General features: G+C 54.7%; 13 protein-coding genes and 1 tRNA gene (1 of these 14 cut by a window edge). All 14 read left to right on the forward strand.

The genetic code is table 11. The features are described 5' to 3' along the window. On the forward strand, positions 1 to 11,437 hold the final stretch of the coding sequence (locus tag Pla52nx_RS22370; RefSeq protein ID WP_342190216.1) for a LamG-like jellyroll fold domain-containing protein. The gene continues 18,986 nt to the left of window position 1, outside the view; the window shows 11,437 of its 30,423 coding nt (coding positions 18,987-30,423); its start codon lies off the left edge, out of view; the stop codon is at positions 11,435 to 11,437. Positions 11,438 to 11,527: 90 nt separating this feature from the next. After that, the gene (locus tag Pla52nx_RS22375) at positions 11,528 to 12,187 is read left to right on the forward strand and encodes a PEP-CTERM sorting domain-containing protein (protein ID WP_146523387.1); all 660 of its coding nucleotides are present in this window, start codon (positions 11,528 to 11,530) and stop codon (positions 12,185 to 12,187) included. Between the two features lie 230 nt (positions 12,188 to 12,417). After that, positions 12,418 to 12,491, forward strand: a tRNA-Pro gene (locus Pla52nx_RS22380). Between the two features lie 993 nt (positions 12,492 to 13,484). Beyond that, the gene (locus tag Pla52nx_RS22385; RefSeq protein WP_146523388.1) at positions 13,485 to 14,147 is read left to right on the forward strand and encodes a DUF4255 domain-containing protein; all 663 of its coding nucleotides are present in this window, start codon (positions 13,485 to 13,487) and stop codon (positions 14,145 to 14,147) included. After that, complete coding sequence (locus Pla52nx_RS22390; protein WP_146523389.1) at positions 14,144 to 15,040, forward strand: hypothetical protein; 897 nt, start codon at positions 14,144 to 14,146, stop codon at positions 15,038 to 15,040. The genes Pla52nx_RS22385 and Pla52nx_RS22390 overlap by 4 nt, the downstream gene beginning before the upstream one ends. Before the next feature lie 12 nt (positions 15,041 to 15,052). Then, entirely contained in the window at positions 15,053 to 17,395 is a 2,343-nt protein-coding gene (locus Pla52nx_RS22395) for a phage tail sheath subtilisin-like domain-containing protein (RefSeq protein ID WP_146523390.1), read from the forward strand. Positions 17,396 to 17,550: 155 nt separating this feature from the next. Beyond that, positions 17,551 to 18,021, forward strand: a complete 471-nt coding sequence (locus Pla52nx_RS22400) for a phage tail protein (RefSeq protein WP_146523391.1) — start codon at positions 17,551 to 17,553, stop codon at positions 18,019 to 18,021. Beyond that, complete coding sequence (locus Pla52nx_RS22405) at positions 18,018 to 19,730, forward strand: phage tail sheath family protein (protein WP_146523392.1); 1,713 nt, start codon at positions 18,018 to 18,020, stop codon at positions 19,728 to 19,730. Before Pla52nx_RS22400 ends, Pla52nx_RS22405 begins: the two co-directional genes overlap by 4 nt. Further along, positions 19,727 to 20,212, forward strand: coding sequence for a phage tail protein (locus Pla52nx_RS22410; protein WP_146523393.1), 486 nt, complete (start codon positions 19,727 to 19,729; stop codon positions 20,210 to 20,212). The genes Pla52nx_RS22405 and Pla52nx_RS22410 overlap by 4 nt, the downstream gene beginning before the upstream one ends. Positions 20,213 to 20,217: 5 nt before the next feature. Next, positions 20,218 to 20,403 (forward strand): putative phage tail protein, encoded by a 186-nt coding sequence (locus tag Pla52nx_RS22415; protein ID WP_146523394.1) that lies wholly within the window; start codon positions 20,218 to 20,220, stop codon positions 20,401 to 20,403. Continuing rightward, positions 20,403 to 21,068, forward strand: coding sequence for a CIS tube protein (locus Pla52nx_RS22420; protein WP_197455096.1), 666 nt, complete (start codon positions 20,403 to 20,405; stop codon positions 21,066 to 21,068). Before Pla52nx_RS22415 ends, Pla52nx_RS22420 begins: the two co-directional genes overlap by 1 nt. Before the next feature lie 26 nt (positions 21,069 to 21,094). After that, a complete protein-coding gene (locus tag Pla52nx_RS22425; protein WP_146523396.1) occupies positions 21,095 to 22,246 on the forward strand; it encodes a phage late control D family protein in 1,152 nt (383 codons plus the stop codon). Continuing rightward, positions 22,247 to 22,855 carry a phage baseplate assembly protein V gene (locus Pla52nx_RS22430; protein WP_146523397.1) on the forward strand — a complete coding sequence of 203 codons (609 nt, stop codon included), beginning with the start codon at positions 22,247 to 22,249 and terminating at the stop codon, positions 22,853 to 22,855. 17 nt (positions 22,856 to 22,872) lie between these two features. Next, positions 22,873 to 23,274: a PAAR domain-containing protein gene (locus tag Pla52nx_RS22435; RefSeq protein ID WP_146523398.1), complete on the forward strand. Its 402-nt coding sequence runs from the start codon at positions 22,873 to 22,875 to the stop codon at positions 23,272 to 23,274.

Here is a 23,274-nt window from a genome sequence, read left to right on the forward strand (position 1 = left end):
ACTCAATGTCCTCGGCGACCTTGGTACTGATGGTCTAGCTGATATCGGGTTCGTGAACACAAGTAGCGATCTGGAGATCTTCTACGGGTCATCAACAATTGACAGCGTCTTTCCCACGACAGCCAATTTAACGATCACTTCGCCGGGCGACATCGTTGGTGCAACGGCTGGCGACTATGACGGAGACGGTAATGCGGATCTGGTTGTGCAATATCAACCGATCCCGAATGGCCCGATTGAAGTTGCGATCTTCAATCACATTAGCTCGTTCACGGGATCGACGTTGGATATCCAGCAGGCGAGCGTTGTTCTGTCCAGTACAAACACGGCGGAAGAGTTCGGACGTCAATCCGCAACCCTCGATCTGAACGCGGATGGACTTGACGATCTGATCATCGGTGCTTCATTGGCTGATACTATCGTCGCTGGAGAACTCGTTCCCAATGGCGGTCGGCTCGATGTGATCTACGGAGCGACGTCCTTTGGCACCGTTGATCTTCCCGAAACCTTCGACATACTCGAAAACTTCAATGTCTCGGGAAGCGGTTCGTTTGTTGTCGATCGGGGAACGGGACTCCAAGAGGTCTTTGATAACGGCGGTGAGCCGTTCGTGTTCGGTTCCAACAGCGAGCGTTGGTTTCGCTTCACAACACTGGGCGACGGACGCCCGGGTGATTTGATTCGCTTGAACGGAAACGTCCAAGCTGATCTGGTGGATGAAACTGGAAGAGTTTTGAGGCAGAGACAGTCCGTTGTCGACCTGCGAACCTCCCAAGCCGGCACCTATTACTTACGCGTCTATGGTCAATCTGGCAGTCCGTTTCCCGCACTGATTGATTTCGATGCAGCGAACGCTGATGATGCGACACCGCTCATTTGGGAGAGTGGTCAGCCCGGATTTGAGTCGTCATTGTCGGGTGCGGAACTTATCACGGTCAGTGGGCAAGATAGTACTACGAAGGCGTACCGATTTAACGGTGTGGGCGGTGGCAGCTTCTCATCTCTGGATTCCCTCTCGCCGGATCCGGGCTTGAACAGCGCAACATGGGAAGTTCGATTTCGGCCAAGCGATTTGATCGGAAATGAAACCATTTTTGAGACCGGCGGCTCTGGTGTTGGATTGTCATTCAACATCGAGGAAGTCAGTGGCGGATTTCGTGTACTATTTGCTGTAAAACACCCGAGCAGTCGCGTTGAACTCCGTTCGCCCACAATCACATCGATTGATGACTTCATTCATGCAGTAGCTGTTTTCGACAATGACTTCAATACACTCCAGTTGTACGTTGATGGCCAACTGGTTGATCAGGTTGGCAATGCGTCGGGTTTGAGCGATTGGTCAGGAGGAGATGCTTCGGGAATTGCCAAGATTGGCGGGAGCACCCTGGGGGGGCTCGCGTCCGGATCGGGTTTTGGCCCTTTTGCCGGTGACATCGCGGCGATACGGACATACGACTTCGCTGATCGATCCATCGCGAATCCACCCTTCACGATCGAATTCGACGCCCCGATTCGTGGTCAGCAACAGATCATCGAGACCGACGCCAGTCCCGATCGTGACGTGATTCGCGGTGGTGACGGTGATGACATCTTGGTCGGTAATCATGGACTCGATCGCATCTTCGGTGGCAGTGGTGCCGACGTGTACACAGCCGAAGCGTTTGAAGTCCGCGATCGCGATTTGGCCGATGGAGCTAACTTGACCGTGCCTGGTCTGTCCGAATTGATCCATGGCAACACATTACCGCAGCTTGATCCGGTTGTAATCGATGCGGACGCGATTTTGCCGTTTGGCACCGTGGCGATGCAAGCGGCGTTGGCGAAGGCACTTGGGCAACCCGTGACAACCTCGACCTCGGGCTTGCCGCTGGTTCATCGTGACATCCACGCTAGTGAGCTGGCGCAGTTGACGCAACTGGATGCGGCAGCCGATGCAAACACGGCACCCGTTGTTCAATTTCGTCAATACAACAACGCCTCTGCTTTTCTGGACATTTCAACATCCGGCACGGCGCTTGGGCTTGGCGACGACGGTGAGGCAACTATCACGACAACCATCGGCAATTGGCTCTTCCCAGCCGGTCAGACAACCATTGGTAACAATGGCGTGATCACATCGGGATCGGAGGATATTAACCGAACCACCTCACCACTTCCGAACAGTGGGTGGAACAGCGCTTTAGCTGTGTTTTGGGACGACATCGATTCCGATACGGGAAACGTTTATTGGAAAGAACGATTGGTCGGGGGAATCAACACGCTGATCGTTCAATGGGATAATCGCCCACACTACGACAACATTGGCGCCGCTACATTCCAGCTTCAATTGTTTGAATCAGGACCTGTCGCCGCTAGATTCGTATACCAAGACGTCGATTTTGGCAATCAGAGTTTTGACTTTGGTGCAAGTGCGACCGTTGGCGTACAGATCGACTCTAAGTCCGCAGAAACAGTTTCGCGAGACACGGCTTCCATTGCCAACGGGGACGTGATCGACTTCGTCTACATTTCAAAAATCCATAATCTCAACCTCCTTGAGTTGACGCCAAACTTAAAGACACTCGATCTAAGTGGAAACCCAGTCGGTGACGATCAGTTGGTTCACATCGCTGGTTTAGAGGACTTACGTTACCTGGACTTGCGCGGTACGAACATCGATCCAACGTCTCAAGCGACGCGAGATTCGATCAGCGCTCTGCCCAACTTGAAAACGTTGTACATGCCTATCTCGGGAGGACTTTCTGACACAAATCTAGTAGTAGTTGAAGGCCAATCGATTGTCGTCAACGGAGTAACATTCAGCGCTGTTGACGATGGCTATCAATTGCTGGACGTCGCTGGGATCGAAGTTCCACTGTTTGTACAAAATGTCGATCCGGAGATCTCGGCTCCTGTAATCACGGGAGTTACCGAGGGACAATCAATATCAGTCGGCCCCAACACCGGCGGTGTGGTTAATCACACTCGCGAGATCCTGGTCAATGGCACCAGCATCGGCGACATCGTCGTGACCGATGCCGGAACCTTGGACGTTCCTGATCTGGTCACCGAAGTCACGATCACCGATCCGACTGGCAAGACCACCAGTCTGATTCATAACGCAATTGAGTTTAATGACCATGCGTTGGAACTATCTAATACGGTTCTGAATCAGGCGGCAGACATCACAACGACGTTCTGGTTGAAGACGACTAAGACCGGCGAACAATCGATTCTGTCTGGCGCAAATTCTGGTCCCAATCGTTCAGACGCTAACGAAATTATCGTTGTCTTGGCGAATGACACCACGTTGGAACTGTGGGTTTCGAACGGACGAAACGCTCATTGGACACTTCCCGAAAGTATTGCAGACGGTACATTCCGCCACTTTGCGCTCACCAGAAACACTGCTACGAAAGAGGCCGAACTGTTTCTCGATGGAAGCTCGTTGGGCAAGAAAACGATTCAGAATGTGTCGCGATTGACGATTCCGCCTGGAGGGTTGTTTATCGGCCAGGAACAGGATGTGCTTGGAGGCGGATTTGAATCGAGCCAAGCATTCGTTGGGACTCTTGACGATTTCACGATTTGGAATCGGGCCCTCGATGAAAGCGAAATCAGGGCAATTCGTGATGGCGAAATCAATACATCGGACAGCAACCTGCGACTCTATCTGCCGTTTGATGAAGGCGCCGGTGACGTGGCGGCCGATCGTGGCCCACTTGGGCTCGACGCCAGCCTTCTAAGCCCTTACCACTCGGACTTGGTTGCAGATTTGGGGCCGACCTCTTTCTTCGCTATGGACGCGATGCCAACAACAGGCCTTGCCTTAGGCGATCCTGCGCCAGGAACGCAACCGGGAAGCAAATCCACGGAGTTCTCGACTGGTTCTATTATCGAAGATCGAACGATCGGTGCTGGCGACTTCTCGATCGCAATGTGGGTCAACACCAACCAAGCTGCATCGTCCGCTAGCGAGAACTGGTACCAAGGTTTTGGTTTGGTTGATGGGGAGGTGTCAGGGATCGCGAACGATTTTGGCACCTCCGTGCTGGACGGAAGATTCGCGTTCGGTGTTGGCAATGCGGATACCACGACGCTTTCCTCCACGCAAATCAACGATGGTCAATGGCATTACGTCGTCGCGACTCGCGATTCCGGTTCCGGTTTGATGCGGATCTACGTCGACGGTGCGTTTGAGGGTTCAAACATCGGACGAACGGGCCCCCTAACCGCTCCACCAAGTCTGCGGATTGGTAAGCTTCAAACGAACGTCAATCAGTTTGAGGGTCGAATGGATGAAGTCGCGTTATTCGATCGCGCTTTGACCAGCGACGAGATCTCAAGGACATACCGCAACAGCATTCTGCCGCAACCGGTGCCGATTACTTGGACAAACGCAACACCGGAACTGTTTGATACATCGATCCCTGCTAATCGCTACTCCCTTAAGGACGACGGCACCTACACGCTGACCGTGACGGCGCGGGATGACGACGGTGGGTTAACAACCAGCGTCACGACGATCGATGTCGCTAACGTCGCACCGGTGATCACCGACTTGAATGCCAGCACCGGCCCGCTCGCAATCGGTGCCCCGATTCGCTTGGATGCTCGCGATGTCACCGATGCGGGAGAACTGGACAAACTTTTCTACTTGTGGGAAGTCACCAGCAACAACGGCGAGAGAATCCTGTCTGGCAGCAGAATCGAGTTTGATTTCACGCCAAGTTACGCAGGCGAGTACACCGTTTCATTGACGGTGACCGACAGCGACGGAGAATCTTCAATACCCGTTACGCAGACGTTCCAAATCGCGCCGATGGCGAAGATTTCGTCACCCTCGGGGATGATTGAAGGAAACGACCCGATCTGGCCTTGGAAAGCGGTCGCTGGTGATGTGGTGACTTTTTCGTCAGACCAATCCAGCCCGCTGGCTCCGGCAGGACTTTCGCGTGACGGGACAGCACCGACCCGATCGTACCGTTGGGAAATCAAACTTGGGGCAACCATGATTGCCGCTGGAGCCGGAGCGGATATCCAGTTCGTGCCTCTCCAGGTAGGCAACTACACGGCAACGCTTACCATTGACGATGAGTTCGCGGTCGGTGATGTTCCATCAAATAGCGAGACGATCCATTTTACCGTCGATCCGGCCACTGAAATCGAAATTGTTGGTCCCACCTCAGCAGCGGAAGGCGATGTGCTGACATTCAGCATCGCGAACTTGCTGTCGAGTCGAGATTCGCTTGGACGCGATGTGATCTGGTCTGCATCACCATCGTCCTACGAGATTGTGCCGACGGATAACCCTGAGGAGTTCAGCATTCGTGTGACTGCGGATGGTACCTACACGGTTTCGGTGAGCGTGTCTGATTCGCTACCTCTCCCTAGTGGGAATGTCAGCGACGGTCTCATTGCCCCCGTCCCAGTCGCATACTACTCGTTCAACGATGGAACCGCGAACGACAGTAGCGGAAACGCTGCACATGGAGCGTTGACCAACGGAGCAATTGTCGTCAACCATCCGCCACGCAACACCAACGTGTTGCAACTCGATGGAATTGACGACTGGGTTGATTTGCCCGACGGTGTGCTGAACGTGGATGAAGGAACGATCGCCGTTCGATTTCAAATGTTGGAAGTTCAACAGGGGGAAGTCGACATCATCGTGGGAAGTGAGCTTGCCGATCGATTCTTGATTGGTCGCGAGCTAGGCAAGGTCGTCGCCATCTTGGACGATGGGACGGGCGCAGTCGAAATCAAAGGCCCTCGGATCGAAATCGGCCGATGGTATCACGCTGCGGTTGTGTGGAACACGAATAATGAGGCGGAATTGTTTGTCGATGGCGTGAGCTACGGTACGGTCATCGCTGATCTTGGCGCTACGATCGGTGCTGGACTGAATCTTGGGAGCTTGTCCGAAGGCGACGGTCTGTTTGTCAATGAACTTATTGACGACGTCGTTCTGTACGATCGACCACTCTCGGCGGAGGAGATTCGCCAACTGTATGTGGCTCCCTACGTACGAAATGCGACTAACATCATGGTGACGGTCGAAAATGTGCGACCAACGATCGTGGTCGATAGCGTCGCGGGAACAGAAAATTCGCCTATTACACTTTCGGCAACTATCTCCGATCCAGGGCTTGATGACACGCACACGTTCACGGTGGACTGGTTCGAAACGCACGAGTACGCCTTGCAGTCATCATTGGATGACCGCTACGGCGGCCCGAGCCTGATTGGGGCCGGCGGCATTGTAGGTGCCAACGGCTATGCTTTCACTGCGGATCAGGGGCCAAGCCTCAGTGGAACGCTTGACAGCGAGACTTACACGCTCGAAATGGTGTTTGAGATTGATGATACGGCTGGTTATCGAAAACTGGTGGACTTCAAGGACAGGTTGACTCTCAACGGACTATACAACGTCAACGGGCAACTTGAGTTTTTCGGGACAGCGGGCAATCCAAATACGGGCGCAGTGGTCATCGTTCCCAATCAACGGCATACGTTGAGGGTCGAGCGCGACGGAAGCTCAAGTCAATTCGATGTCTATGTCGATGGGAACCTGCAAATTTCGTTTATCGACACGAACTTTACGACGCTCGATGGACCAAACGGTGTCGTTCATTTCCTCCGAGACGATCTGCCGACCGGCGAATCCGAGAATCACAGCGGCACACTCTTTCACGTCAGAACGGAGTCGTTTGTACGCGATTCCGGGATGGTGACTGTGCAACCTGCCGCCAGCGTCGTATTCGACGCGGCCAACGCTAATGACAGCACGCCAAACGTATGGGAGGGCGGACCGATCAATGCGACTCTCACTGGGGCGACGTTGGACACCAACGTGATCAGCAGTCGAGGGATCACCAGCGCGTACGTGTTCGACGGAACGGGCGGTGGCTCGACCGCAACGTTGCAGTCGCTTTCCGGGGATCCCAGTGATGATAGCGGAACTTGGGAGATTTGGTTCCGACCGAGTGATCTGGTTGGAAAAGAGACGCTTTTTGAAACGGGTGGAAATATCCGCGGCATGTCGATCAACATCGAGCAGGATGCAGGCGGATATCGTGTCCTGCTCGCGATTCAAGACGGCAGCTCAAATCATTTTGAGCTTCGGTCAGGCGTCATCACGACGACCACCGAGTTTGTCCAAGCCGTCGTCGTTTTTGATGACGAGGCCAAGACGCTGCAACTGTACGTCGATGGTCTTGCTGCGGGTTCGCCGGTCAATGTCGCGGGATTAGCTGACTGGGACGGTGGAGATCCAGCAGGGATCGGTCGAATTCAAGCAACCATGGGTGGTGGCACGGGGCTTTCTGGATTTGGGGCTTTTCAAGGTGAGATCGCATCGATTCGATTCTACGAGTCGAGCGAAATCAAATACGGTTTCACCTCGCAGCACACTTACCCACAAGACGGAAATTACAAGGCCAGAGTGACGGTGGTCGATGGTGACGGGGCGAGACGCATTACGGACGTCGATGTGCTTGTTGCAAACACGGCACCGGTAGGAAACGACGATAACGTCACTGAGAACGACCCTCTCTTCCAAGGCGACGAAGACTCGCAGTTGATGATGGATGTCAGTGATCTGCTGGCCAACGACACAGATCAGGGACTCGCGGATGTGTTGTCGCTGACGAGCTTCGATGTAGTCTCGGCCAGCGGTGCTTCGATATCCCTCGTTAACGGAATATTGAAGTACGATCCGACGGAAACGGTCAACATTCAGGTGTACTCTGGCGGCGAGGTAAAAACGGATACGTTCAGCTATGTCGTAACCGACGAGTTTGGCGATTCGAATACCGCAGTGGTGACCATCACGGTGACGGGAGTGAACGACGCTCCGATTGCCAAAGCGGACGTGAATGAAATCGGCGCAGACGCGGTGAATCCGGTGACTGGAAATGTGCTCGATGGCGACATGGACGTGGACCACGATGTGACGTTGCTCTCAGTGTCCACCCTCGATTCCGGTTCCGCTCAATACGGAACGCTGATGTGGAACTCGGACGGCAGCTACACGTACACATTGGACAACACGAACACGGACGTGCAGCGACTGGCAGCAGGTGACACTCTCGTCGAAACGTTCACCTACACGGTGACCGATCAAGATCTCACGGACACGTCGACGCTGACGATCACAATCAACGGTGTGGGTGACGCTCCTGTTCTGGCCGGAGATGTGAACCGTGTGTTGGCGTCGGAAATCCTGACGGTTGCTTCGAATGCGTATGACGATGCTGTGCTGGCTGATTCGCCGGTGGCCTACTGGCGATTGAATGAAACGACCGGGACAGTGGCAGCGAACGTGCTGTCGCCAAGTTCGCCAGATGGAACTTATGTCCGTGATGTCGATTTGGCACACGCGGGTTTGGTGCCTCTCGACTCTGGCACTTCTGTCGAATTCGAACAGTTTTCCAACCTCCGAATCATCGATGGAACAAACGTCAATTCGCCAGCAGGTGGAATCGCGGAAAACACGGTTGAGTTCTTGTTCAGCGCGCCCGACGTGAACTCGTTCGGATCCGTGCTCAGTCAATCGGGCGATATGAACGGTTTCTGGACCTACTTGTCCGGTGGAAACCTCCATTTCGTGACGATCATCAATGGCGTCGATTCGACCGTGTCGACTCCTGTAAGAAATGACACGACCTATCATGTGGTCGAGGTATTTGACAACGGAGCGATGACGCTCTATCTCAACGGCCAGGTCCAGGGAACTGCAACCGCGTCCGCGACCATCGTGCCGAATGAAACAGGCGATATCACAGCAGGAGGGTTCTCAAAGGTCCAGGTAGACGAGATTGCGATCTACAGCACGGCACTCTCGCAGGTCAAAGTAACGAGGCACTTCCTGGCAACTGGATTGCTCGGCAATGACCGTGATGTCGATGCCGGCGATACGCGCCATGTCGTGTCGGTGACCGTTGGTGAAACCACGGTTCCGGTTGGCACGGAAATTCAGACTGCCAAAGGCGCTTTGGTCACCGTCAATGCCGATGGTAGCTATCGATTCAATCCCAACGGCGCGTTCGATTACTTGGCGGCCGGCGAATCGGAAACGGATTCCTTTGAGTATACGGTCGTTGACTCGGACGGATTGATCGACGACGCGACGGTGGAGGTCACCGTTGAAGGCGAAAACAACAATCCCACCGACATCACGTTCAGCAGCGCGAGTGTCTTGGACAATGCAGCGGTGGGAACGCTGGTCGGCCGTTTTGGAACGGTGGATATTGACGCGACCGACTCGCACGTCTTGACGCTGACCGGTGATGCGGGCGGACTGTTCACGCTCGATGGAAACGCCTTGCGAGTCAATGGATCGATCATCGATACGACGTCGCACTCGGTGACGGTCCAAAGCGACGACCAGAACGGCGGCGTGATTTCGGAAACCTTTGCGATCAATGTCGTCGACTTTGACGCGGTCGCCAACGTACAGATCGATCTGAGTCAGCCGACCTTTTCGACCTACGACTACATCACCATTCGACGGGATGGCGCATTTGTCAAAATTGATGGACGAGTGACGGAGCAGGGATTACCGACGGAGTTACTTTCTCAACAAGCGGATCAGACTCAGTCGATCATGATCTTTGGCCGCGACGATGTCGATGAAACCGTTGTACTGGACTACGCCTCGGGTGGATTCCTTGCCGTGCCGGGCGGTATCGAATTCCGATCCGGTGCGAACGGAACCGACCGGTTTGCTGTGTTGGGCAACGCACAGGAAACCGAAGCGACTTACTTGTCTAGCAATTCGGCACTTGGCGATGCGTCGGTGAGAATGGTGAACGGATTTGAGCGGTCCAGCATTCGCTTTTCTGGCGTCGAGACACTGGAGCTGTCCGACTTTGAGCAAATCGGATTCAACGGGCCGCTGAACGTGGGTAACGACACGCTGATCGTTTCGAGCCCCAACCCAATCAACCTGCCAACGCTCACTGAAATCGCCGGCGGTTTGATTGATGCCGACGGAGTTCTGGCGATCGGCAATGCCGAATTCCTCAACGGTCACGGAACTGTGAACGGCAGGATTTTGGCCGAGTCGGGTTCCAGCATCACCGCGGACGGCAACCTAGTGCTAGGCGACCTCAATTCAACCGGCGGGTTCAACTCGGCGGGTGAAATCCATGTGGGCGATCACATGATCACTCTCTTGGATGCCGACCGAGCAGTGCTTGGATCATTGACCGAGCTTGGCCATGGTGTGAATCCGGGAACTCTGTTTGCAAATAACGGATTCCTAATTCCCTCCGGTAGCAGCGTGGAAGGATACGGAACGCTTGGGTCACCTAACGACATTGCGATGCTGTCACTGCTGAGAGGAAACGTCACGGGGCGAAGCATGGTTGAACAGATCACATTGCCCGGCTACATCGGCGGGAATGGTGGCACCAACAATGTTCAGTTCACAGGGACTCACAGCCCTGGACTTAGTCCCGCCATCGCTGTCAACGGCAGTGTGTCCTACGGTGACAACGTCGACTTGATCATGGAACTCGGTGGAACCACGCCGGGCAGCAGCGGACACGATCAATTGATCTTCACGGGATCGGTCGTGCTGGACGGAGACTTGGAGATTGATTTGATCAGCGGCTTTGAGCCAGCGATTGGCGATTCGTTCTTGCTGATGACGGCCGATGCGGGCGTGACGGGAGCGTTTGACAACGTGGACTACCCCTCGGCTCCTACGGGTACCGAGTGGCAACTCGTGATCGCCTCCAACGAAGTCCGATTGGAACTCAATGCTCTGGAAGCCGCGCCCCGTATCACAGAAGTGCGGATCGGATCGACTCTCTGGAATCAGAATTTCCGAAACGCCATCGATCCGCAGGGACAAGGATTCCTGGTGTCGACCGGAGCGGGGCAGTTGTCCGACGTGCCCTTCACCAACGCCAATCGGATCTTCATCGAGTTTGACCAACCGGTATTCAACTCGACCGGCGGGGATCTTCAGCCGAGCGATTTTCAGTTGATCGGCTCACCGACGTTGGGAATCAACTACCAGATCAACACGGTGGATTTTGATGAGACGACCAACACCGCGATCCTGACGCTTAATGATTTCCTGACGAGCGATAAGCTGTTGTTGCACATTGCCAATGGCGCGATCACCAACGAGGCCGGAGTCGCACTGGATGGCGAATGGACGACAGGAAACACCGGGGCGTCCGGCGATGGCGGTGTCAACGGTCGATTCGACTTCCGGTTCGACGTCTTGCCGGGCAACGTCAACGACGACCTGCTGACCAACACCACGGACCTTTCTGCGGTACGAAGTCTGGGGACTCAACTGGCCGGGATCACGCCTCAATTCAACCCGAGAGCGAACGTCAACGGTGACCTGTTGGTCAACACCACCGACCTGTCAGCCATCCGGGCGTTGGGGACTCGCTTCCTATTCAATCTGGCGGACCCGAACCTGCCGCCGGAGTGAGAATACGATCAAAATCGGTTGTATTGGCTGTCATGAATCGATTCATTTAACTATGCTACTGACGCAACTCCAAAGACTGGACTCCACACCATGTACAAATACCCACTAGCACTGATTGCAGTGCCGCTGCTGGCATTCTTGTCTGCATCTCAAGCGAACGCGGCCATCACGTTTCGATTCAGTGAATCGACACCGGGTAGCGATACCGTTGTCGCTGGTATCGGGGGGCGGGTCACGATCGGTCTCTATGCGACCAGCGATGAGCTTGATGTCCAGTCGATTGATTCGTTCGATTTGTATATCGACATGCTGGGTGACGGGAACGTCGCGGATCCCGTGGTGACGGGGTTTGTGTTCGCAAATCCTGCGGTGACGGCTGGGGCAATTTTTAGCAACTCCACAGTGAATCCCGCAAATGCCTTCACGATTCCAGTCGCCAATGCGGATTTGCAGGTGAGTGCGGACCGGGAGTTGTTTAATTTTACTGCGACGCCGACGAAGCTGTTTGACTTGAATATTGATGTGGCGTCAACAGTCGCCGCAGGCAACTATTCGATCGCTTTCCGTGACGACAGTGGTGCTTTGGCGGCGGTGAACAACACAGGCAACAATCTGTTGTTCACGCAACCTGCCCAGATTCAGTTTCTTGGCGGCACGATCAGCGTTGTCTCGGCTGTACCAGAGCCGACCAGTTTCTCGCTGCTGGCATTGACCGGAGTCGTCTGCTTGATTCGACGACGAAGAAAGTGAAGTGAAAAGAAAGGCAAAGAGCCATACCCTCAAAGCACGGTCAAAGCGATGCGTGCTGATAGCAGACAGCCCATAGTTGGGGGATGGACTGATCTTTCTCGGGAGGCGGTTTTGATGGGGGGGGAAGGAGACTGGCATCTTTTCAAATGGATTCAGGCCGCTTAAACTGCGTTTTGGCGTCAAAGCGAAAGCCCCTGCGGTGCTTTCGCAGATGACCAAACACCCAAAATCGGGGCGTGGCTCAGCCTGGTAGAGCGCTACGTTCGGGACGTAGAGGTCGCACGTTCAAATCGTGTCGCCCCGATTTGCAAGTCCTTTCTTGATAAGGACTTGCGGGATTTCTGTGTGATACGATTTCGTGATCGAATTCGGTGAAACGCGCCGAGATACAACGCGAGATACAACGCGAGATACAAAGGGTATTGCTGGTCGAAATTCTTCGCTAAGTTCAGTCAGCATCTTGTTAGCCTCGTCAGCACTGATCGCTTTGCCACTCTTACCTTCGCCGACTCCGTCCCGGCTGTGATCCTCTACTTGCGAGCGGTTGGCAACCCTCGAATGTCACAGCCAATGTTGGTCACTCAACCTCCGGTGGCCAGCCATCTCCTGCAAGTAAGGCCTCCAAAAGGCGCCGATATACGTCGTCTACAGGGAGACTCGTTCGCGACTTCTACAGGCTGCGTCCCGAACGGTGCGAGATGAGTCTAACGCCTGCCAGCGGCAGTTTTGCGGGAAGCCCCGCTGGGGCCTCGTGCCCAAACCACGATGGGATGGTGGATACGACAGCTACGGTCATGGAACGATTCTTCTTGTCGCTCAAACATGAGTGGACGAAGTTCGAACGTTTGCCGATATCCGAGAAGCCAGGATGAGCGTGTTTTGCTTATCGAGACCTTTTGCAACTCAACACGAATTCATCAGACGCTCGGGTGCAAAACACCCGACCAATTCGAGGCAGAACACACCGCCAACCTCGCTGTGTGAATCGGATTTCAGGTGTTCGCCAGTCGTGGGCTATCGCAGGGGCGACTCGGACAAATTTGTCCTAGCCTAGCCACGACAGCTTCATGCCCCATCTTCTTTCTATGCCTCTGTTTGCATCCTGGCAACTGCACCGTGAATGGGAATATCGATAGGACATTTTTGTCCGACAGTCTTGATTCTTGCAACCCGACGGTTTGGCGATTGTTTCTCGCGTAAGTGCACAGATATCTGTGCATTTTTGCTTTTCTGTAGGAAAGGAATGCCACTTGCAAGTTGATTGCGACGTCCTGGACTTTCAACTCTCGATCAACTCATGCCAGATTTCAATGTCATTGCGAATGTATCAGCGACGATGGTTGCTGTTTTGAACAAGGCGTTGGTCGCTGTTGATCCGTTGGGTACCGGAGTCACGGCACCTATTGCTGTGCTCCACGATTTGCATACGCCTCCAACGCCACCCGCAGAGGAATCCGGCGTGTTGGCAGTAACACTCGTCGAGGCTCGTGAAGATGCAACCGCTCGGAATCGACCTCGTGTTCGCAGTATCGACCGAGCGGACAGCGGGAGAGTCAACATTTCCAAACCTCCCATCGCGTTGCAACTTCGATACTTGCTGACGCCATGGAGTCGCGATCTTGGTGCAACCAGCAGTGGTGAAGAGCGAGAGTTGGAGCATCGAATGTTGGGTCGGATCGCTCAAGTGCTCTACGACGGTGCCATCGTATCCGGGGCGGAGCTGCAGGGGCCGGGAGACGAACCCGATGGCAATGGTCTTGCCGGATCCATTGAGGCTTTGAAGGTCACACTCACACCTCTGACATTTGAAGAACAAACGCGGTTCTGGCATGCGGTACAGCAAAAATATCGTGTCTCGCTGACCTATGACATCCGCGTGGTCAATCTTGATCCGGAGAAATCGGAAAGTGTCTCGCGCGTCTCCAGTCGTGAAGTTCGATACGGAATGGTGACGCAATGACAGGGATCCAATTCGCTCCCATCCGAGATGAACGAAGCTTGCTGTACAGTCCGCTCGCGATACGACTGCTCGACACCTTCACCTTGCAGCCACCGATCGGACGTACTTCCCTGATTCTGCAGCGAAAGACCGCTGGGGGTCAGTGGCAGGACACAGACGCTATCGCGCTGCGTACCGCGGACGACGTCTACTCGTACCCCGGTTTGGGACGCACCGCAAACATTGATCGATCGCCGGATCGTTGCCGTGTACGGATTGATACGGACTACTACGAGCCCTATGTGCCCGTTGATCTCGAGGAGTTTGATGTCCATCCCTACAACGATCAAAATCCTCTGGAAACGAGCCAGTACGCTCAACGGGTGCGAAAGATCATACTGCAGCCCAACGCCCGGTATCCCTATGAAAGTCATGTTCCGCTAATGCGGGGGCAACTACGGCATGATTTCCTAGACGGTCCTCTCATCGCTCACGCAGCGATCGAACATCAGGGTATCAAGGTGTTCTCGGACAATGGGGGCGAATTCACGCTTCCCATTCGGTTTCCCGCTCAGGACACATTCACCGTCGCACCGAGCCAACCGAACGAGATCAAAGTTCAGAATGCTCGCGGCTACTTCAAGGCGTTGCTGTCCATCGACGGAGAAGTCGTCTCTCTGTATCGAGTCATTGAAATCATCTGGCATTCGGCAACCAGCGACGTTGCCACGCTGACGCTCGAGCCTGAATTGGGCAACGATTTGCCGTCGGGTTTGAGTGCGGGTCAAGCCGTTTCGGTGCGAACGTTCGCCGTGCACATCGAAACACCAACCGTCCCAGAGTTCGTCTTCGACGCTCGCGCACAGAGCGGGGTGCAGAAGATTCAAACGATCGTGATCCCATCGACTCCATAGTGAGGTGCAATCATGCCGCAGTATTTCAGTCCTGGCGTTTATGTCGAAGAAGTGGATTCCGGCCCACGTCCGATCCAGGGAGTGAGTACTTCCGTCGCCGGGATGGTGGGCGTGACGCAACGTGGCCCCACAAGCGGCAAGCCCGTCCTGGTGACAAGCTTCAATGAATTCATGTCAACCTTTGGTGGCTTTTTGGATACGCCCGACGAGGCAACCATTTCCAGCGGAGGATGGGATGATCCGACAGGCGAAGGTGGATACTGGTGGAGATTCCCGCATGCGGTCAAGGGATTCTTTGACAATGGCGGTCAACAGCTTTATGTCAAACGTGTTTTTGCCAAACCACAAAGTTCTGGCAAGGGAGCGCAGGCTTCGAGCGGAACGTTGACCAAAGGAGTCGCAATCGATTTGGTTCGCGATTGCAAAAAAGGCGCGCTCGAAATCAAACTTGCACATTTGATCGGTGTGGAAGTCGGTAAAGAGTTCGCCATCACGATGCAGGGTTCGACGGTCGCCGTGCCAGATGAGGCCGGAAACGCTAAGTTTGTCGTCCAAGCTTATGACCCCTCCACCAACACGGTGAGATTCGAAAACGGAAAGGGTGTGGGCCAAAGCCTTTCGGTCAAAGACGGGTATTCTGCCGAAATAGAGACAATACAACAGGTTGCTGCGAATCCGACACTGCAGTTCACCGCCAAAGCGTTGGGCGCTTGGGGCGACCAAATGCACGTCCGTGTGCAGCCGATGGTCGCTGCGACGCTGAGCTTACAATTTAGCGACACCGAAGATGCGAATCCTGTTTCCACAACGTTGGCAGCGGATGTCACCGAGCCGGTCGCACCGGCAACGACTTGGACCATCGAAACGGTGGACGACCTCAACGATAAAGATGTGGTAGTGATTCAAGGAAAGCGATTCACTCTGACAATGGTTGACGCAGCCAACCATAAGAAATTTACGGTTGAGAACGGCGAAAAGTGGAACAAGGGGACGGCTGTTCGAAAAATTCGCAAAGCCAACAAGGCGGATGCAGCCACGGGTTCCACGACGATCAAAGTGGCGTCTTCGGATCGACTCTACAAAGGCGCCATTGTTGAACTTGACAATCTGAAAAAGAAAGAAAGGTTCGTCGTCGAAGCGGCCAAAGAGGGTATCGTCACACTCAGTTCCGCTACCGAGGAGCAATACCTGGAAGGCGATTATGTTCGGTTGATTGAAGCAACGGTCCAGATTCAATCGCGAGTTGGTGACACCATTTTAGCGGAAGAAGAGTTTTCGAGCCTGCGTCTGACCAAAGAGACCGATACGAACTCGATCGTCTACAGGATTAAGGACAGGTCGGCGTTGGTTTCGGTCAAAAATCTTGGCTCGCCCGAAGTCACGGACATTGCCAATTTCCCCATCGCGACGAACGGTAGAACGCAACCATTGAAGGAAGGGAAAGACAATTTCCAAGATTTGAAAGTCGAAGATTTTGTCGGCGAGGATGGTGGCAGCGGCAAGCGTAGCGGAATTCAAGCGTTGGAGGACATCGACGACATCAGTCTGGTCGTCGTTCCCGGCATTTGGTCGCCGGTCGTTCGAGCCGCGACGATTCAACATTGCGAGATGATGAAGTATCGCTTTGCCATTCTTGATCCTCCACCGCGTCTTTCCATTGAAGGTGTCCGTGCCTATCGGACACCGATCGACACACGGTATGCGGCTCTTTATTACCCGTGGATACGACTGCGGGATCCGAGTACATCAACGAACATTGAGGTTCCTCCGTCAGGCCATCTCGCCGGATTGTACGCTCGTGTGGACACCGAACGCGGCGTGCACAAAGCGCCCGCCAATGAGATTCTAAACGGGATTCTGCCAGCCAATCCGGTCACCGGTGTGGGCGGGCTGTTGCAAGACGTGACCAAACGCGAACAGGACCTTTTGAATCCGGAAGGCATCAACGCTCTGCGGTTCTTTCCCGGGCGTGGGCAACGTGTTTGGGGTGCGAGAACGGTTTCCTCCGACAGCAACTTCAAGTACGTCAACGTCCGGCGAATCTTTAACTTCATCGAGCGTTCGATTGATGAAGGAACACAGTTTGTCGTGTTCGAGCCGAATGATTCTCAATTGTGGTCGCGTGTGCGACAAACCATCAACAATTTCCTGAACACGCAGTGGCGGTCCGGAATGCTCGAAGGACGCACGGCCGAGGAAGCCTATTACGTGGCCTGCGACAGGGGCGTCACCATGCAACAAGATGACATCGAGAACGGCAGACTGATTTGTGAAGTCGGGATCGCACCGGTGTTCCCCGCCGAGTTCGTCATTTTTCGCATTCAGAAATTCACCGCCGACAGCAAGCTGGCATGACGGCGTGTTGATCCCATCAGCCGCAACGCGTGAGATGGCGAGTGACGCCTATCGCCCAAGGCCCTGTCGCTGCCGGCGAACTTCCCAACGTCAACACCAACGAAATCAAAAGACTGCTGAACCCGCAACCATCCACCCCTCGAGGAGACCGAAACATGGCACCTGTGAAAAGAGCCGATCCCTACGGCGCCTATAACTTTGAGATTTCCGTGATCGGCGTGGCGGCCGATGGCAAAGCCGTTAGCGGATCGTTTACCGAAGCGTCAGGCTTGGAAGTCGCGATGGACCCGATCGAGTATCGCAACGGCAGCGAGGACATCACGGTACGTAAGATCCCGGGCTTGAAGAAGTTCACCAACATCACGTTGAAAAAGGGAATCAGTGGCGATCTGGAGTTTTGGCAATGGATCGTCAAAGGCATGAACGGAACCGTTCAGCGTGTGGAGGGGTCCATCACGTTGCTCAACGAGGCCAAGGACCCGGTGATGCAGTGGAAGTTCAAACGCGGTTGGCCGTGTAAGTTCACCGGACCGGGGCTGAATGCTAAGAACAACGAGATCGCGATCGAGACCGTTGAGATCTGTCATGAAGGTTTGGCCGTAGACGGGGATGGACAACAGGGATGATCTCGACACCCGAATTGCCCGGTTTGCGGTTTCAAACTATCGGAGAGCAGCCAGCGCCCTCGCCGCTTCGTTCCGATGTCGCTGGCTTTATCGGTCGCACTCGTCGCGGCCCGGTCGGCCACGCGGTACGTGTGCAAGGGCTGCGGGATTACGAAAGTCTCTTTGGCGGTTTGGACCGCGACAAACCATTTCCCTATTCGATTCGAGGCTATTTTGAAAACGGCGGACAGATCGCCCACGTGGTGAGAGTCGCTCCCGACGACGTTCGCTACGCGTGTGTCACATGGGTGATTGGAACGCAAGATGAAGAGGGAAAATGGGATCAAGACTTTCCCACCGCAGGGCGCTTTCGCGCAGCGAAATATCTGATCCATGCGTCCAGTCCGGGGAGTTGGGCGGCGGGGTTGCAGGTCACAATCAATTATGACGTCAACGGCCCCGGGGGAAAGCCAACTCTATCACTGACCATTGTGTGCCCGGGTGAAAGATCGGAGCGGATTGACGGACTTCATCCCGGAGAAACTCAACCGGGAAAGACTTTGGAAGATCAAATCGCGAGTCGATCCCAATTGATCCGAATCGAGCCCCGCGGGGAGGCGAAGGACTCGTTGACGGACAGCAAAGGCCGGCCGCTTGTTGATGAAAAGGGTGTCATCCGGTTGGATGCTGACGGCAATCAGAGAATTCCATTGCCCGTCCCGCCCGGCCCTCTGTCACGGGTTTGGGATCTGACGTTGTCGCTGTCCGATTCTGACGGCAAGAAGCCGCTGCCGGAAGAAGACGTTGCATCGCAATACAACAGGGCGATCGTCTCGTTGGGAGATCAAACGGAAGTCGCCTTGCTGGCGACACCATCGATTTACCATGACATCACGGATCCGATAGCGCTGCAATGGGTTCTGCAAACCATCGTCCGTGATGCGTCGGAAAAACAAGATCGCTTTGTTTTGATTGACCCGCCGCCACCACACGGTGAGTCGGGCGTCGAGTCGATGGCGTCGGGCGAACTGCTAGATTACGTGAATCAGCTCCGAGCAATCATTCCAAATCCGATCCACCGCCGGGCTGCTGCAGTCTACCATCCGTGGTTGCGAGTCAATGACCCTCTGGGCGACGCTGCAGAACCCCAGAAAACGATTCCGCCGTCCGGTCATGTCGCCGGCGTGATGTCACGTGTCGATCGCGAACGAGGGGCGCATTACACGCCGGCAAATGTTTCCGTCCTGGCGGCCGTCGACGTCGAAACACAACTGGAACGCAACGCTGGCGGCCCGTTGAACGAAGCGGGTGTCAATCTCATCCGCTGCGTGCCGGGCAAGGGGTTGATGGTTTGGGGCGGACGAACCTTGGATCTGTCGCGTCAGGGACGTTTTGTCGCGCATCGTCGTTTCATCCATCGTTTGATTCGTGCCATCCGCCGAGTCGCCGAGCCAGTCGTGTTTGACATCAACGGCCCAGAACTGTGGCTGATTCTGGTTCGTGCACTGTCCAGTGTGTTGCTGGAAGCATTTCGCGGCGGGGCCTTACACGGAGATCGGCCCGAAGAGGCATTTTGCGTTCGCTGTGATGACCAGACCAGTCCGATGACTGAGCGGGAATTGGGGCGAGTCTTTTGCGAGATCGACTTGGCTCTCACCGCGCCGATGGAATTCATCACGATTCGTGTTTCAGTTAGCCGCCAAGGGCAGGTGGAGGTGTACGACGCATGAGTGATCCATTCACCGGGTATCGGTTTTTCGTCACACTCGACGCCACCGATGTTTACCTGCCGCCGGAGCAAGCGGCCACCGTTCCGATCTTGACGAAAGCCGGCTTTCAGGAAGTCGGCGGTTTGGGCGGACAACTCGAGGTCATGGCGTATGGCGAAGGCGGCGTGAACGACTGTACGCATCAGTTGCCCGTCCGTCACAGTTGGAGCCGGATCACGCTGAAGCGTGGCGTTACAACCGACATGAGCATGTGGCTCTGGTACCAGGCAGGGCTCTATCAGTCGCTGGGGGCACGACGAGACGGTGCCATCACCTTGCTGGCGGAAAACGGAACACCGGCAATGCAATGGCTTTTTCGAGGCGGGCTGGCGGTCAAGTGGGATGGACCGACATTCAATGCCGCTCAAAGCGCGGTCGCCATCGAAAGCATGGAGATTGCGCACGAAGGCATCCTGCAAGTTCCTCTCACCACATCAAGATAAAAGCGATGATCACGATCCACAATTTAGAAGTTCGATTTGACGTCGAGGGTGATGACGATCGCCAAGCGTTCGCAAAGCTGTTCAACGAATTCATCAACAAATGGTCAAACTTGGCGGAATCGCAGCGGCAGCGAGAAATAGAAGCCGCGCGTGAACGCTCCTTGAGCGAACAGACTTACGGAGCACATTGATGGTCACTCCACTGGACTCCATGCGTCAGGGCTTGACGAAAGCCTACCTGCAGATCGAACAGCCACGGCTGCCGGATAGCCAAGCGTTGATCCCCGTCCATTTTAATCCCACCGAATATCAACTCCAAAAGCAAAACAGCTTTGCGGACATCAACATTCCAGGATTGGAAACACCTCCGATTCAGTTCGTGCGTGGCTCCGGGGAGAAACTCACCACCGAGTTATTGGTGGACACCTCCGATACCTTGCAAGACGTGCGTGAAAAGTACGTGTACAAGTTACGCGGGCTGATGAACATCCAGGGGGACCTGCACGCACCGCCGATTGTCCGACTGGTTTGGGACAAAGACGTCTTTCGAGGCGTGCTGGAGAGTCTGAACGTCACCTACCTGATGTTTCGCCCAGACGGCATCCCCTTGCGTGCCAAATTGGCCATCGCACTGAAAGAGTACCGCACGGTTGAGGAGCAGATCAAAGAACGGCCACGCAACTCGCCCGACGTTCAAAAAATTTACACCGTTGTCCGCGGAGACACGATCAGCAGTGTCGCCTTCAAGCTTTTTCGCGATGGCTCAATGTGGCGTGCGATCGCCAGCGCCAATCAGATCCGTGACCCACGTCGGCTGTCTCCCGGCATGGTTCTGACGATTCCCAAAATCAATTAACCACACAGATCGAGTTAGCTACCGGAATGAATGTGTCCTTGCCTGCGACGTCGCTTTTGGAACCCGGTGTACCGAGCGTCGATTTCTATGCGCCCAGATTCCGCGTTTCAATTGCCGGGCGGGCGTTGGATCCCGAAACGCTCAGCGACGTGTTGCAGGTCAAGGTGACGATGCAGAAAGACGGTTTGACCAGTTTCAGCATGACGTTGAACAACTGGGACGAGACCGTGACCGACTTTCCCAAATTCAAGTACAGCGACAGCGATACATTCAACATCGGTACGGAATTGCGTATCGAAATGGGTTACGCCGATCAACTGGTGCCAATGTTGCAGGGGCAAATCAACTCTCTGACGCCAAAGTTCCCCGAATCTGGAGCACCCAGCGTCGAAGTAAGTGGCACCGATACATTCATCCGCATGCGAGGCAGTAAGCCCAAAGATGGTGATCAGTTGATCTTTGTCAATCAGGCCGATTGGCAGATCGCCCAATACATCGCGGACAAGAACGGGATTCCCATCGAAGTGACCAAGGAGGGACCGACACACGAACGAGTCGTCCAACCCAAAGACCAATCCGACGCAGAGTTTTTACTGGAACTTGCAAAGCGAAATGAATTCGATTTGTTCATGAAGCCCGAGTCCGGCACGATCCACTTTGTCAAACCGACCGATGGACGTGACGGCCGCCCCATCGTCGTCTACGACTTCGCTTGGGGACGGAACTTGATTGAATTCAATCCCAAACTGAGCGCGACAGATCAAGTCAGTTCCGTCACCGTGCGAGGTTGGGATCCGCAAACGAAACAATCCATTGTCTACACCGCGACGGCTCAGGACTTGCCACAAACCGGCGGCGGCGGGGACAGCGGACCGCAGGCGGCAAACAAGGTCTCTGCACGCGGCAAAGAAGATGTGATCGTCAACTCCGCCGTGATCAGCGTTGAGGAGGCAAGACGGCTGGCAGTCAGTCAGCTCGTCCAACGTGCCTACAAGTTCAAGACCGGATCGGGACGGATCATTGGTCAACCAAAAATGAGGCCAGGGGATAACGTGCAATTGTCCGGATTGGGCAAACGTTTTAGCGGCTCCTATCAAATCACCAAGGTCGAGCACTCGATCGGAGGCTCAGGATACACCACCTCTTTCGACGTCGAGTCACTACGGGAGATGGAGTGAATGAGTGCCTTGACCGCAACACAGAACAACGGAACCAAACGATGCTACTACGGAGTGGCCGAAGCGATCGTCGCTGATGTGAATGATCCCGCAAAGGAAGGCCGCGTGAAGGTTCGCCTGCCGTGGTTCGATGAGCACACTACCAGCGAGTGGTGCCGTGTGAGTCAGTTCTATGCCGGGCCAGGAGCCAGCGGAGCTTTCTTTACGCCGGAGCTCAACAGTGAGGTGATCGTTTCCTTCATCCACGGCGACATGCGTCAGCCCATCGTTTTAGGGTGCCTCTACAACGGCGTGGACAAGCCTGCGACGCATCGTGACGAGAACAAAGATGAAAAACAAATCCTGACCAAAGGTGGCCATCGCATCACACTCGTCGACACAGCAGGCGAAGAGCAAATCGTCATCGTCGACAAAAGTGGATCGCACACAATCGAAATCAGCACCAAGGACAACAGCATCACGGTCAAATCCGACGGCGGAAAGCTGACCCTGGCGGCAAAAGACATCGAAATCAAAGCCGACAGCAGCTTGAAAATCGATGCGGCGAAGATCGAGACCACCGCATCCGGGGACATGACGCTCAAAGGCAGCACCATCAATCTGAACTGAAAACAAAGCAAACGCTCATGGGACAACCAGCCGCAAAACAAAACGACACGATCACGGCAACCGACACGCACATCGTGATGGTTCCCTCTGCCAGTGGAGCGGTACCGACACCACTGCCGCATCCGTTTCTTGGCGTGATCAACGACCAACTGAGCTCAAACGTCAACATCATGGGATTGCCTGCGGCAACTGTCGATAGCACGGCGGAGAATCAACCGCCGCACATCCCGACGCCTCCGGGGACTTCGTTTCAAACGACGCCCAAGGACAAAGGCACGATCAAACAGGGCAGCCAATCGGTGTTGATCAATGGTAAGGGTGCTGCTCGCAACGGTGATGTGGCCGAGACATGCAACGATCCTGCCGATGCGCCTGTGGGTACCGTTGTTGCCGTGGGTAACGTGATGATTGGAGATTGA

Origin of the sequence: Stieleria varia (genome assembly GCF_038443385.1) — a bacterium.
Lineage (GTDB): Bacteria > Planctomycetota > Planctomycetia > Pirellulales > Pirellulaceae > Stieleria > Stieleria varia.

What these genes read in the sequence shown, in the direction of transcription:
- Pla52nx_RS22375 (WP_146523387.1), top strand. Translation starts at nt 11,528, where the DNA reads ATGTACAAATACCCACTAGCACTGATTGCAGTGCCGCTGCTGGCATTC.
- Pla52nx_RS22385 (WP_146523388.1), top strand. Translation starts at nt 13,485, where the DNA reads ATGCCAGATTTCAATGTCATTGCGAATGTATCAGCGACGATGGTTGCT.
- Pla52nx_RS22390 (WP_146523389.1), top strand. Translation starts at nt 14,144, where the DNA reads ATGACAGGGATCCAATTCGCTCCCATCCGAGATGAACGAAGCTTGCTG.
- Pla52nx_RS22395 (WP_146523390.1), top strand. Translation starts at nt 15,053, where the DNA reads ATGCCGCAGTATTTCAGTCCTGGCGTTTATGTCGAAGAAGTGGATTCC.
- Pla52nx_RS22400 (WP_146523391.1), top strand. Translation starts at nt 17,551, where the DNA reads ATGGCACCTGTGAAAAGAGCCGATCCCTACGGCGCCTATAACTTTGAG.
- Pla52nx_RS22405 (WP_146523392.1), top strand. Translation starts at nt 18,018, where the DNA reads ATGATCTCGACACCCGAATTGCCCGGTTTGCGGTTTCAAACTATCGGA.
- Pla52nx_RS22410 (WP_146523393.1), top strand. Translation starts at nt 19,727, where the DNA reads ATGAGTGATCCATTCACCGGGTATCGGTTTTTCGTCACACTCGACGCC.
- Pla52nx_RS22415 (WP_146523394.1), top strand. Translation starts at nt 20,218, where the DNA reads ATGATCACGATCCACAATTTAGAAGTTCGATTTGACGTCGAGGGTGAT.
- Pla52nx_RS22420 (WP_197455096.1), top strand. Translation starts at nt 20,403, where the DNA reads ATGGTCACTCCACTGGACTCCATGCGTCAGGGCTTGACGAAAGCCTAC.
- Pla52nx_RS22425 (WP_146523396.1), top strand. Translation starts at nt 21,095, where the DNA reads ATGAATGTGTCCTTGCCTGCGACGTCGCTTTTGGAACCCGGTGTACCG.
- Pla52nx_RS22430 (WP_146523397.1), top strand. Translation starts at nt 22,247, where the DNA reads ATGAGTGCCTTGACCGCAACACAGAACAACGGAACCAAACGATGCTAC.
- Pla52nx_RS22435 (WP_146523398.1), top strand. Translation starts at nt 22,873, where the DNA reads ATGGGACAACCAGCCGCAAAACAAAACGACACGATCACGGCAACCGAC.